Source organism: Bradyrhizobium amphicarpaeae (genome assembly GCF_002266435.3).
Taxonomy (GTDB): domain Bacteria; phylum Pseudomonadota; class Alphaproteobacteria; order Rhizobiales; family Xanthobacteraceae; genus Bradyrhizobium; species Bradyrhizobium amphicarpaeae.
In genome coordinates, this window is sequence record NZ_CP029426.2 from 1,308,028 (window position 1) to 1,319,835 (window position 11,808).

The 11,808-nt window shown below is 64.6% G+C and carries 11 protein-coding genes and 1 tRNA gene; 6 read left to right on the plus strand and 6 right to left on the minus strand.

Annotated elements, in window-relative coordinates:
• Positions 1 to 102: 102 nt before the first annotated feature.
• Positions 103 to 3,567, minus strand: a complete 3,465-nt coding sequence (carB, locus tag CIT40_RS06375; RefSeq protein WP_094895086.1) for a carbamoyl-phosphate synthase large subunit — start codon at positions 3,565 to 3,567, stop codon at positions 103 to 105.
• A gap of 142 nt (positions 3,568 to 3,709) precedes the next feature.
• Positions 3,710 to 4,879 carry an MFS transporter gene (locus tag CIT40_RS06380; protein ID WP_094895087.1) on the minus strand — a complete coding sequence of 390 codons (1,170 nt, stop codon included), beginning with the start codon at positions 4,877 to 4,879 and terminating at the stop codon, positions 3,710 to 3,712.
• 113 nt (positions 4,880 to 4,992) lie between these two features.
• On the opposite strand from CIT40_RS06380, the gene CIT40_RS06385 reads away from it, so the two are divergent.
• A complete protein-coding gene (locus CIT40_RS06385; RefSeq protein WP_094895088.1) occupies positions 4,993 to 5,358 on the plus strand; it encodes an ArsR/SmtB family transcription factor in 366 nt (121 codons plus the stop codon).
• Positions 5,359 to 5,533: 175 nt separating this feature from the next.
• Here CIT40_RS06385 and CIT40_RS06390 read toward each other — a convergent pair.
• Positions 5,534 to 5,609, minus strand: a tRNA-OTHER gene (locus tag CIT40_RS06390).
• A gap of 54 nt (positions 5,610 to 5,663) precedes the next feature.
• A complete protein-coding gene (locus CIT40_RS06395) occupies positions 5,664 to 6,365 on the minus strand; it encodes a class I SAM-dependent methyltransferase (protein WP_094895089.1) in 702 nt (233 codons plus the stop codon).
• Between the two features lie 104 nt (positions 6,366 to 6,469).
• Here CIT40_RS06395 and CIT40_RS06400 point away from each other — a divergent pair, with 104 nt between their 5' ends.
• Positions 6,470 to 6,994 carry a Dps family protein gene (locus CIT40_RS06400; protein ID WP_094895090.1) on the plus strand — a complete coding sequence of 175 codons (525 nt, stop codon included), beginning with the start codon at positions 6,470 to 6,472 and terminating at the stop codon, positions 6,992 to 6,994.
• A gap of 120 nt (positions 6,995 to 7,114) precedes the next feature.
• On the opposite strand, the gene CIT40_RS06405 is transcribed toward CIT40_RS06400, so the two are convergent.
• The gene (locus CIT40_RS06405) at positions 7,115 to 7,636 is read right to left on the minus strand and encodes a cupin domain-containing protein (protein WP_162307372.1); all 522 of its coding nucleotides are present in this window, start codon (positions 7,634 to 7,636) and stop codon (positions 7,115 to 7,117) included.
• A gap of 39 nt (positions 7,637 to 7,675) precedes the next feature.
• Here CIT40_RS06405 and CIT40_RS06410 point away from each other — a divergent pair, with 39 nt between their 5' ends.
• Positions 7,676 to 7,990, plus strand: a complete 315-nt coding sequence (locus CIT40_RS06410; RefSeq protein WP_244611919.1) for a hypothetical protein — start codon at positions 7,676 to 7,678, stop codon at positions 7,988 to 7,990.
• A gap of 42 nt (positions 7,991 to 8,032) precedes the next feature.
• Here the strand turns inward: CIT40_RS06410 and carA are convergent, their stop codons facing one another.
• Positions 8,033 to 9,223, minus strand: coding sequence for a glutamine-hydrolyzing carbamoyl-phosphate synthase small subunit (carA, locus tag CIT40_RS06415; protein WP_094895093.1), 1,191 nt, complete (start codon positions 9,221 to 9,223; stop codon positions 8,033 to 8,035).
• 146 nt (positions 9,224 to 9,369) lie between these two features.
• Here carA and CIT40_RS06420 point away from each other — a divergent pair, with 146 nt between their 5' ends.
• From CIT40_RS06420 to CIT40_RS06430, 3 genes are all read left to right on the plus strand, one after another.
• Positions 9,370 to 10,080 carry an alpha/beta fold hydrolase gene (locus tag CIT40_RS06420; protein ID WP_094895094.1) on the plus strand — a complete coding sequence of 237 codons (711 nt, stop codon included), beginning with the start codon at positions 9,370 to 9,372 and terminating at the stop codon, positions 10,078 to 10,080.
• Positions 10,081 to 10,131: 51 nt separating this feature from the next.
• Positions 10,132 to 10,587, plus strand: a complete 456-nt coding sequence (locus CIT40_RS06425; protein ID WP_094895095.1) for a GatB/YqeY domain-containing protein — start codon at positions 10,132 to 10,134, stop codon at positions 10,585 to 10,587.
• Between the two features lie 68 nt (positions 10,588 to 10,655).
• Positions 10,656 to 11,792, plus strand: a complete 1,137-nt coding sequence (locus CIT40_RS06430; RefSeq protein WP_094895096.1) for an epoxide hydrolase family protein — start codon at positions 10,656 to 10,658, stop codon at positions 11,790 to 11,792.
• Positions 11,793 to 11,808 lie beyond the last annotated feature (16 nt).

Sequence of the window (11,808 nt, forward strand, 5' to 3'; positions counted from 1 at the left end):
GAACAACCACCATGGCCGGACAGTTCCTCCGGCCATTGTGGCTTCATTGCCAGTCACTTAGCGGCCGGCTTGACCCCTCGGGGCTCGGCCCGCCGCTCGCGATCAGGTTTCCGAAAAGTAGCTCTGCAGGGTACGTACCTCAAGGTCTCCGCCGAGATAGGCGCGGATGCCCTGCGCGGCCGCCACGGCCCCCGAAAGAGTGGTGTAATACGGCACTTTATGCAAGAGGGCCGCGCGCCGCAGCGATCGGCTGTCAGCGAGCGCCTGCGGGCCTTCCGTGGTGTTGAAGACGAGCTGGACGTCGCCATTGGTGATGGCGTCGACGATGTGCGGCCGCCCCTCCAGCACCTTGTTCACCCGCTCGGTCGGGATGCCCTGGTCGGTCAGGAAGCGCGCCGTGCCCGATGTCGCCAGCACCTTGAAGCCGAGCGAATGCAATTCGCGGACGGCCTCGGCGATGCGGGTCTTGTCGCTCTCGCGCACCGAGACGAACACCGTGCCCTTGCGCGGCACCCGCGTGCCGCCGCCGAGCTGGCTCTTGGCGAACGCCACCGCAAAGGAGCGGTCGATGCCCATGACCTCGCCGGTCGAGCGCATCTCGGGACCAAGCACGGTATCGACGCCCGGGAAGCGGGCGAACGGGAACACCGATTCCTTCACGCCGACATGCTTGAAGTCCGCCTTCTTCAGCTTGAAGTCGGCGAGCTTCTCGCCGGCCATGATGCGCGCGGCGATCTTGGCGACCGGCGTGCCGATGACCTTGGCGACGAAGGGCACCGTGCGCGAGGCGCGCGGGTTGACCTCGAGCACGTAGATGTCGCCGTCCTTGATGGCGTATTGCACGTTCATCAGGCCGACGACGTCGAGGCCGAGCGCGAGCTCGCGGGTCTGTCGCTCCAGCTCCTCGATCATCTTGGCGTCGAGCGAGTGCGGCGGCAGCGAGCAGGCGCTATCGCCGGAATGGATGCCGGCTTCCTCGATGTGCTCCATGATGCCGACGATGAAGGTGTCCTTGCCGTCGCAGAGGCAATCGACGTCGATTTCGGTCGCATCCGACAGATAGCGGTCGAACAGCAGCGGGTTCTTGCCGAGCACGGTGTTGATCTGCCCGGTCTTGTCGTTCGGGTAGCGCGCCTTGACGTCGGCCGGCACCAGCTCCGGCAGCGTGCCGAGCAGATAGTCGCTGAGCTGGTTCTCCTCGCGGATGATCTGCATGGCGCGGCCGCCGAGCACGTAGGACGGGCGCACCACCAGCGGCAGGCCGAGATCGGTCGCGACCAGGCGCGCCTGCTCGACCGAATAGGCGATGCCGTTCTTCGGCTGCTTCAGCCGGAGCTTGTCGAGCACGCGCTTGAAGCGGTCGCGGTCTTCGGCGAGGTCGATGGCGTCGGGCGAGGTGCCGAGGATCGGCACATCGGCGGCTTCCAGCGCACGCGCGAGCTTCAGCGGGGTCTGGCCACCGAACTGAACAATCACGCCGTGCAGCGTGCCGTTGGTGCGCTCCTTGGCGATGATCTCCAGCACGTCCTCGGCGGTGAGCGGCTCGAAATAGAGCCGGTCGGCGGTGTCGTAGTCGGTCGATACCGTCTCCGGGTTGCAATTGACCATGATGGATTCATAGCCGGCGTCATGCAGCGCGAAGCAGGCGTGACAGCAGCAATAGTCGAACTCGATGCCCTGGCCGATGCGGTTCGGGCCGCCGCCGAGAATGATGACCTTCTTCTTGTCGGACGGCGTGCTCTCGTCCGCCGGCGCGCCCGCGAACAGCGCCTCATAGGTCGAATACATATAGGCGGTTGGCGAGGCGAATTCGGCCGCGCAGGTGTCGATGCGCTTGTAGACGGGGCGGACGTCGAGCGCATGGCGCTTCGCCGTGACCTCGGCCTCCGTCGTCTGCGCGATCACGGCAAGCCGCGCGTCGGAGAAGCCCATGGCCTTGAGCGTGCGCATGCCGAAGGCATTGCCCGGCAGGCCATTCTTGCGGACCTTCTCCTCCATGTCGACGATGCCGCGCATCTCGCTGAGGAACCACGGGTCGATCTTGCAGGAGTTGAAGATCTCCTCGTTCGACCAGCCGAGCCGCATGGCTTGGGCGACCTGGAGAATCCGGTTCGGCGTCGGCGTGCCGAGCGCGGCGCGGATCGCGTTCTTGTCGTCGTCGCGGCCGAGACCCTCGATCTCGATCTCGTCGAGGCCGGTGAGCCCGGTCTCGAGCCCGCGCAGCGCCTTTTGCAGGCTCTCCTGGAAGGTGCGGCCGATCGCCATGACTTCGCCGACCGACTTCATGGATGTGGTCAGCGTGGTGGAGGCGCCCGGGAATTTCTCGAAGGCGAAGCGCGGCACCTTGGTGACGACGTAGTCGATGGTCGGCTCGAACGAAGCCGGGGTGGCGCCGCCGGTGATGTCGTTGGCGATTTCGTCCAGAGTGTAGCCGACCGCGAGTTTTGCCGCGACCTTGGCGATCGGAAAGCCGGTGGCCTTCGAAGCCAGAGCGGAGGAGCGCGACACGCGCGGATTCATCTCGATCACGACCATGCGGCCGTCCTCGGGATTGACGCCGAACTGCACGTTGGAGCCGCCGGTCTCGACGCCGATCTCGCGCAGCACCGCCAGCGAGGCGTCGCGCATGATCTGGTATTCCTTGTCGGTCAGCGTCAGCGCCGGCGCGACCGTGATGGAGTCGCCGGTGTGCACGCCCATCGGATCGAGGTTCTCGATCGAGCAGACGATGATGCAATTGTCCTTCTTGTCGCGCACCACCTCCATCTCGTACTCTTTCCAGCCGAGCACGGATTCTTCGATCAGCACTTCGTTGGTCGGAGACGCATCGAGACCGCGTTCGATGATGTCGAGGAACTCTTCCTTGTTGTAGGCGATGCCGCCGCCGGTGCCGCCCATGGTGAAGGAGGGGCGGATGATCGCGGGCAGGCCGATCTCCGACAGCGCCATTAGCGCCTGACCGAGCGCATATTCCTGGTAGCGCTTGCGGCGGTCGCCTTCGCCGAGCGTCCACTGCCGATCGTGCTCTTCGAGGGCCGCGCCCGAGAGCTTTTCGCGTTCAGCCTGACGCTTGTCGCGGAAGGACTTCTTCAGGGCGGAGGCGTTGGCGAGCCGCGACTTCGGTGTCTCGAGCCCGATCTTGGTCATGGCCTCGCGGAACAGCTGGCGGTCCTCCGCCTTGTCGATCGCGTCGGCGGTGGCGCCGATCATCTCGACGTCGAACTTTTCCAGCGTGCCCTGCTGGCGCAGCGACAGCGCGCAGTTCAGCGCGGTCTGGCCACCCATGGTCGGCAGCAGCGCGAAACCGCCAGGAATGACGTGACGTTCCTTCTCGATGATCTTTGCGACGATCTCGGGGGTGATCGGCTCGATATAGGTCGCATCGGCCAATTCCGGGTCGGTCATGATCGTGGCCGGATTGGAATTGACGAGGACGATGCGATAGCCCTCTTCCTTCAGCGTCTTCACCGCCTGGGTGCCCGAATAGTCGAACTCGCAGGCCTGGCCGATCACGATGGGACCGGCGCCGATGATCAGGATGGTGGTGATGTCTGTACGTTTGGGCATCAACTCTCGCCGGACTGGAATTTGGGCACAAAAAAAGGGCGCGCTCTTGCGCGTCCCTTTGGCCGAGAGCGCGGTGGTCTCCCTCGCGCGCGGGTGGGTCTTAGACCAGATTCCGGAGCGGCGAAACCCCGAAAAACGCCCATCAACCGGCAATTTTGACGGGTTTTGGCCGGGCCTGCCAGCCACGGGCGAGATGCACCAGAAGCGAGGCCGCAACGCTCGATCCGCCGATCCAGCCCAGGTCGGTCGGCGAAAGGGTGGCCAGCACCGCGCCACCCAGCGCCCCGCCGATGGCGAAGCCGAGATACATGGCGGAGGCGTTGAGCGACAGCGCGATCATCGAAGCCTGCGGCTCGATCCGGATGATGCTGGCGATCTGGGCCGGATAGAACGCCCAGCCAGAGAGGCCCCAGAGGAAGATCGTGCCGAGCACCGCGTAATGCGCCTGTCCGGGCATCAGCTTCAAGACCAGCGAATGCAGGATGAGGGCGCTCGCCATGCCCGCAAGTCCGAGGGCGGCGGTCGTAAGCGTTCCGAGCCGGTCGGCCAGGGTGCCGCCGAGCATGTTCCCGATCGCGGCCGCGCCGCCGAACACCAGCAGGGCAAGGCTGATCTGCGAGGCATCGAAGCCGAGCCCACGCAGCGGGACCGCGAAATAGGTGAACACGGTGAAGCCGCCGAGCGCCCATAGGATCGTGATCACAAGCGCGGTCACGACATGGCCGTGACGCGCCACCGCCAGCCGTTCGCCGAGCGAAGCCGTGTTGCGGGGCAAGCCGCGGGGCAGGCCGAACAGGAGGGCGACGAGCGCGATCGCGCCGATCAGGGCAACCATGGCAAAGGTCGCGCGCCAGCCGAACAGGCTGCCGACGAGATTGCCGATAGGGACGCCGATGACGGTCGCGACCGTCAGGCCCGAGGTCACCAGCGCCACGGCGCGGCCGCGCCGTTCGGGCGAGGCGATCGCGACCGACACGGCGAGCGCCGTCGGCATGCACAGGCCGGACCCCAGTGCCATCAGCATCCGCGAAGCCAGCAGCAGGGCATAGTTGGATGCCATCATGGCCGCGAGATTGCCGGCGATGAAGGTGGACAGTGCCAGCGCCAGCACGGTACGGCGGTCGATGTTGTTCAGCGACACCGCCAGGATCGGCGAGCCCACGGCGTAGGTGAGGGCGTAGGCGGTGACCAATTGCCCGGCGGCCGAGACCGAAATCGAAAGGTCATTGGCGATCGATGGCAAAAGACCAGCAATCACAAAGCCTTCGGTGCCAATCGAAAAAGCTGCCAGGGCCAGCCAGAACACGCTCATTGGACAATATCCCTATGTTCAACGTTTATTGAACTATTGAATGTGATGCTCCATAAGTCAATTGGTTCAAGAACTATTGAACATTGCAGCCGTATCGCTATGATCTGGGGATCATGAGCCGCACGCCTCTCCACCCCACCCGCGAGCAGATCGAGCTGCCGATGGTTTTGGATTGCCTCAGCGATCCGATCCGACTGGCGATCGTCTACCAGCTCGCCCAGCAGGAACGTGTCAGCAGTGAGCTCCGCTGCGGCGAGTTCTACAGCCTCGCCGGCAAGTCGAACCTCGCCTACCATTTCGCCAAGCTGCGCGAATGCGGCGTCATACAGACGCGCGTGGCCGGCACCAACCGCTTCATGCGGCTGCGCCGCGAGGATCTGGACGCGCGTTTTCCAGGCCTGCTCGATGCAGTGATCAAATCCGCGAGCAAGGATGCGGAGCGGCTTCGGCTGTCGACGGATGTGGTTGAGGCAGACTGAGGTTTTCGCGGGCAGTCCGTCTACGCTTCCGCTGCGCTCCAGCTACGCCGGACACGCTTCGCCCCTTCGGGTCTTGCGTGGCTGCGCCACGCCCGGCTTCGCCCTTCGGGCTTCGCCGCGGCAGCCTCGCTACGACAGGGCTTGCCGAGCCGAAGCTGGCGCAGCCAGCGAAGGCTGGAGACCCGGCCTGGATTTGAACCAGGATGAAGAGCGTTGCACCGCCCTCGCGTAGACGCTTCCGCCACCGGGCCACGGCGATCATGTCCGATTGCAGTGCGACAAGCCACAACGGCTAATTGTTATGCTTAACGAACCAGAGGCGGCCGCGCGATGAAGGTCATGCGCCAGCGATTATGGCCGATATTGGTATGGGCGCGCTGGACCGCGAAGCCCGCTGCTCTCAGCCTGCCGGTGATCTCCTCCTCGCTGTAGCGCTGCAGTCCGATGCGCGTGCGCAGATGACGGTAATCGGACAGCGCGGTGCTGATCAGCCCGACCAGCGCGTCCTTCAGGAAACCGTGGCGGAGGCCGAAGCCGAGCAGCGCCATGACGTCCCTGACCATGCCGACATTGGGCTGGAGGATGTCGCCGAGCACCAGCTTGCCGGAAGGCGTCAGCAATCGCCTGATGTTGCGGAGCGCGGCATCAAGCTCGTCCGGCGCCATGTATTGCGCGACCGAGTTCATCACGACGAGGTCGATCGACTGGTCCTGCATGTTGCGGACGTCGTCGAGCGAGCGGACGCGGATCTTCGTGTTCGGGGCAAACCGCGCGATCAGCCGGCCGCGCACGCCGGGGGCGGGCTCGGCGAGAATCAGCTTCCCGCAAGCCGATGCCACCTGGCTCGCCGACAGCGCTTCGCCACATGCATAGTCCAGCACCGTCGCATCCGGCGAGGAGATGTAGCCGATGATGTCCCGCGCGATGATCTGGAAGTGCAAGTCGCGATGCAGCTTGCTGACATAGATCGTGTGCGTCGAGTCGTAATAATCGATCCAATCGTCCATGGTATCCCGCCCGGCGGTTCCTGTCCTGGAACCGCGCTGCCCGCCTTGCGTTAGGGGTGCGACGGCGCGCCGTCAATGTCCGCGTCCTAACAGGAAGGTCCCCCGTGAGCAAAACCAGCAACAAGGTCTCGCCCGATCTCGATACCCCCACCGATCTGTCGCCCGACGGGGTCAAAAAGGTCTCGGAAGCGCTCAACGTGCTTCTGGCCGACGCGTTTGCGCTGTATCTGAAGACCAAGAATTTCCATTGGCACGTCAGCGGCCGGCACTTCCGCGACTACCATCTGTTGCTCGACGAGCAGTCCGACCAGATCTTCGCCACCACCGACCAGCTCGCCGAGCGCGTCCGCAAGATCGGCGGCACCACGCTGAAGTCGATCAGCCAGGTCGCAAAGCTCCAGACCATCAAGGACAACAACGAGGAATACGTCCCGCCGCGCGAGATGCTGCGCGAGCTGATGCAGGATAACAAGCATGTCGCCGCCGCGATGCGCAAGGCGCACGACGTCTGCGACAAGGCCGAAGACGTGGCGAGCGCCAGCCTGCTCGAGAACTTCATCGACGAGACCGAGCGCCGGACCTGGTTCCTGTTCGAGGCGACGCGTCAGGAAGGCGGCAACGAGGCGTAGTGGGAGTCGTCGTGGGGGCTCTTGTAGGGTGGGCAAAGCGAAGCGTGCCCACGAACTGAGAGCGGTGGGCACAGCGCGCAAGAGCGCGCTTTTGCCCACCCTACGGCATCGCCTGTTTGGCTACCGCCATAGCCTCATCAACGCCCCATCCTTCCCCGTCACGGGATCGGACGGCGGCGTTGCGACATCCGGGATCGTCTTCAGCGCCTTGGCGTGGTTCTCCGGCGTTGCGCGCGTGATCTCCATCTTGCTGCCCGGCGGGTAGGCGCCGATCACGCAGAAATCGTCGCTCGCCCTGATGCATTGGTGTCCGGTGCCGGCAGGCAGGATCGCGACATCACCCGCCTTGATCTCGAGCTCCTGGCCGTGGTCGCCGCCGAAGCGGACGCGGGCACTGCCGCGCGCGACGCCGAGCACCTCGTGAACCGTCGCGTGGTAATGCAGATAATCGTAGACGCCGTTGCGCCACGTGCCGCCCCAGCCGTTCGCCGCGAACAGATCTTCGATGGTCTCTTCAGGTCGCGCGGGATCGAGCTTCACCGCGTCCTGATAGACCAGGAAGGGCAAGATGTTGTTCGGCACGAGCCCGTCATCCTCAAACACGATGGCGAGCGGCTCGGCGTTGTCTCGGACGGCGGACATGGCAGGGCTCCGGGTCACAACGGTCACGAAATCAAGACGATGCTCGCCCCCCTTTGTTCCTGCGCCGCCTTGACGGAGATCAAGGCATGCGCGGCCAATGGCGGGCACGCACATCGACGCGAAAGAAAAGGGAACGCCATGTACGCATCCGACGTTGCGCAGCGCCATTTTTCGGCGGCCGTTGCCGAGGCGGAGACTTCCGGCCTTGGGCACGAAGCCGTTTGCCGCGCTCTGCTCAGTCTCGTGATTTCGAAATATCTGGAGACGCGGTCGATTGCCGACATTCAGGCCGAGCTGCGCTTCATCGCCGAGAACTGCGATCCCGACACGGACTTCATGTTCATGCGTCCGTGACGGCGAGCCCCGGCGGATTCATCCGCCGGGCGGTCTCGCGTCTTACGCGCTCTTCTTCTGCCGCATCAAATCCGCGAAGCGCTGGAACAGATAGTGCGAGTCGCGCGGGCCGGGTGAGGCCTCGGGGTGGTACTGCACCGAGAACACCGGCTTGCCGTCGAGCTGGATGCCGCAATTGGAGCCGTCGAACAGCGAGATGTGGGTCTGCGTCGCGCCCTTCGGCAGCGTGGTCTCGTCCACCGCGAAGCCGTGGTTCATCGAGGTGATCTCGACCTTGCCGGTGGTCTCGTCCTTGACAGGATGGTTGGCGCCGTGATGGCCCTGATGCATTTTCTTCGTCTTGGCGCCGACGGCGAGGCCCAGCATCTGGTGGCCGAGGCAGATGCCGAAGGTCGGCGTGCCCGACTTGATGACGTCCTGGATCACGGGCACGGCATATTTGCCGGTGGCGGCCGGATCGCCCGGACCGTTGGACAGGAACACGCCGTCCGGCTTCATCGCCAGAATGTCTTCGGACGAGGTCGTCGCCGGCACCACCGTCACCTTGCAGCCGACGCCGGCGAGCAGGCGCAGGATGTTGCGCTTGATGCCGTAGTCGATGGCGACGACGTTGAACTCGGCCTTGTCCTGCCTGCCAAAGCCCTTGTCCCAAACCCAGGGCGTCTCGTCCCAGCTGAAGCGCTGGCCGCTCGTGACCATCGGCACGAGGTCCATGCCCTCGAGGCCCGGCCATTCGCGTGCTTCTTCCTTCAACCCATGCAGGTCGAACTCGCCGTTTTTGGCGTGCGCGATCACGGCGTTCGGCATGCCCTTGCTGCGGATCAGCGCGGTCAGCGCGCGGGTGTCGATGCCGGAGAGGCCGATGATGCCGCGGGCCTTGAGCCAGGCGTCGAGATGCTTGGTGGCGCGGTAGTTCGAGGGATCAGTGATCGCGGTGCGCAGGATCACGCCGCGCGCGCCCGGCGTCGCCGCCATGTTCACCGTCTCGATGTCTTCCTCGTTGGTACCGACATTGCCGATATGCGGGAAGGTGAAGGTGATGAGCTGGCCGGCATAGGAGGGATCGGTGAGGATCTCCTCATAGCCGGTCATCGCGGTGTTGAAGCAGACCTCACCGACGGCGTGGCCTTCGGCGCCGAGACCGAAGCCTTCGAGCACCGTGCCGTCGGCAAGCACGAGGAGCGCGGTCGGTTTATGGTCCGGCCAGGCGGTATCGTTGTCATGTTGTGTCATGAGCGCGTTTCATAGTCCTCGCGCGGGCCGCCGTCAAAGCGGAGATGGGCGGATTCACATGCGTTTTTGCATATTTGACAGCCCGCCCCCGGCACTTAAGCTCTGGCGCATAATTTCCGGCAATTTCCTGGGCTTGCGAGGCAATAATGGACCGGACGACCCCGATTGTGCTGGTTCCGGGCTTGGCCTCCTCGGCCCGGATCTACGCCCAAATGATCCCCGCGCTCTGGCGGTTCGGCCCGGTCATGGTCGCCAACCATATCCGCGACGACAGCATGGCGGCGATCGCCCGCCGCATCCTGAGCGAGGCGCCGCCGCGCTTCGCAGTCGCCGGCCATTCCATGGGCGGCTACATCGCGTTCGAGATCATGCGCCAGGCGCCCGAGCGGGTGGCGAAGCTCGCGCTGATCAACACCCAGGCGCGGCCCGATACGGCGGAGGCGACCGCGCGCCGCCGCGGCCTGATGGAACGTGCCAGCCGCGGCGAGCTTCACGCGATCCGCGAGGAGAGCTTTCCGGAGCTGGTGCATCCGTCCCGGCGCAACGATGCCGATATTCTGAAGCTGGTGCATGCGCAGGACGAGGATGTCGGCGTCGAGGGCTATCTGCGGCAGCAAACCGCGATCATCGCTCGGGTGGATTCGCGCCCGACGCTGTCAGCCATCAAATGCCCGACGCTGGTGCTGACGGGCGATGCCGACAACACCATCCCGAATGCGCTCTCCAAGGAGATGGCCGAGGGCATCCCCGGCGCAAGGCTCTTGATCCTCGATCGCTGCGGACACCTGCCGCAGCCGGAACAGCCGGAAGCGACTTTGCGCGCGCTCTCCCAATGGCTCGGAAGCGAGGTTGTCTAGGGGCCGCGAACGGCCTAGATCAGGCGTCAGATACTCGAAGGGATCACGATCATGCTGCGCGACGACATCAACAATGCGGTCAAGGAGGCCATGAAGGCCAAGGACGAGCGCAAGCTGTCCACGCTGCGCATGGTCAATTCGACCATCAAGAACGCCGACATCGATGCGCGCGGGCAGGGCAAGCCGCCGCTGTCGGATGCTGACCTGCTCGGTGTTTTTCAGAAGATGATCAAGCAGCGGCAGGAATCGGTCGAGCTCTACGACAAGGGCGGCCGCGCCGAGCTCGCGCAGCAGGAGCGCGAGGAGATCGCGGTGATCTCGGCTTACTTGCCCAAGCAGATGTCGGACGACGAGGTGAAGAAGGCGATCGCGGATGCGATCGGCGAGACCGGTGCGAGCGGCATGAAGGACATGGGCAAGGTCATCGCGGTGCTGCGCGCGAAGTATGCGGGGCAGATGGATTTCGGCAAGGCCAGCGGCTTGGTGAAGGCGGCGCTGTCGGGCTAGTGCCTCCCCTTTGATGCCGCGTCACTTCGGTCTACTCTCCTCCCGACTGACAAATCGGGAGATAACCGATGACCGCCATCAAGCCCTTTCGCATCGACATCGGCGACGACATCCTCGCGGACCTCAAATCGCGTCTGGCCCGCACGCGCTGGCCGGGAGCTGAACTCGTCGACGACTGGAGCCAGGGCGCGCCGCTGAAATGGATCCAGGAAATCTGCACCTACTGGGCTGATGGCTACGACTGGCGTGCCCGCGAAGCAAGACTCAATCGCTTTGAGCAATTCACGACCGAGATCGACGGCCTCGACATCCACTTCATCCATGCGCGCTCGAAGGAGCCGTCGGCGCTGCCGCTGATCATCACCCATGGCTGGCCGGGCTCGATCGTCGAATTCCAGAAGGTGATCGCGCCGCTCACCGATCCCGCCGCGCATGGCGGCAATCCCGCCGATGCGTTTCACGTGATCTGTCCCTCCCTGCCGGGCTTCGGCTTCTCGGCCAAGCCCACGACCACCGGCTGGGGCGTCGACCGCATCGCCGCGACATGGGCCAAGCTGATGGACCGCCTCGGCTATGCGCGCTACGGCGCGCAAGGCGGCGATTGGGGTTCGGCGGTGACGACCTCGCTCGGCGCGCAGGATGCGCCACATTGTGCCGGCATCCACATCACGCTCGCCTTCAACGCCGCGCCAAAGCTCGAGGGCGAACCGACGGCGGAGGAGAAGCGCGCGCTCGCGGGCCTCAAGCACTATGCCGATCTCGACTCCGGCTATTCCAAGCAGCAATCGACGCGCCCGCAGACGCTCGGCTATGGACTGACGGATTCGCCGAGTGGGCAGGCGGCCTGGATTCTGGAAAAATTCTGGGCCTGGACCGATTGCGACGGTCATCCCGAGAACATCTTAACCCGGGACGAACTGCTCGACAACGTCATGCTCTATTGGGCGACGGAGACGGCGACGTCCTCGGCGCGGCTCTACTGGGAGAGTTTTGGCAAGCGCCGGACCACGCCTGTCGTCAAGGTGCCAACCGGCGTTGCCGTTTTCCCCAAGGAGATCATCACGCCGGTGCGGCGTTGGATGGAGCCGAACTTCCATGACATCACGCATTGGAGCGAGATGGAGAAGGGCGGCCATTTCGCCGCGTTCGAGCAGCCGGAGCTGTTCGTGCGCGATGTCAGGAAGTTCTTTGCGACGGTGCGGTGAGACGCATTCTCCGTCA

Coding starts and splice junctions, on each gene's coding strand:
- carB (WP_094895086.1), bottom strand. CDS start 3,567: ATGCCCAAACGTACAGACATCACCACCATCCTGATCATCGGCGCCGGT.
- CIT40_RS06380 (WP_094895087.1), bottom strand. CDS start 4,879: ATGAGCGTGTTCTGGCTGGCCCTGGCAGCTTTTTCGATTGGCACCGAA.
- CIT40_RS06385 (WP_094895088.1), top strand. CDS start 4,993: ATGAGCCGCACGCCTCTCCACCCCACCCGCGAGCAGATCGAGCTGCCG.
- CIT40_RS06395 (WP_094895089.1), bottom strand. CDS start 6,365: ATGGACGATTGGATCGATTATTACGACTCGACGCACACGATCTATGTC.
- CIT40_RS06405 (WP_162307372.1), bottom strand. CDS start 7,636: ATGTCCGCCGTCCGAGACAACGCCGAGCCGCTCGCCATCGTGTTTGAG.
- CIT40_RS06410 (WP_244611919.1), top strand. CDS start 7,676: ATGCTCGCCCCCCTTTGTTCCTGCGCCGCCTTGACGGAGATCAAGGCA.
- carA (WP_094895093.1), bottom strand. CDS start 9,223: ATGACACAACATGACAACGATACCGCCTGGCCGGACCATAAACCGACC.
- CIT40_RS06420 (WP_094895094.1), top strand. CDS start 9,370: ATGGACCGGACGACCCCGATTGTGCTGGTTCCGGGCTTGGCCTCCTCG.
- CIT40_RS06425 (WP_094895095.1), top strand. CDS start 10,132: ATGCTGCGCGACGACATCAACAATGCGGTCAAGGAGGCCATGAAGGCC.
- CIT40_RS06430 (WP_094895096.1), top strand. CDS start 10,656: ATGACCGCCATCAAGCCCTTTCGCATCGACATCGGCGACGACATCCTC.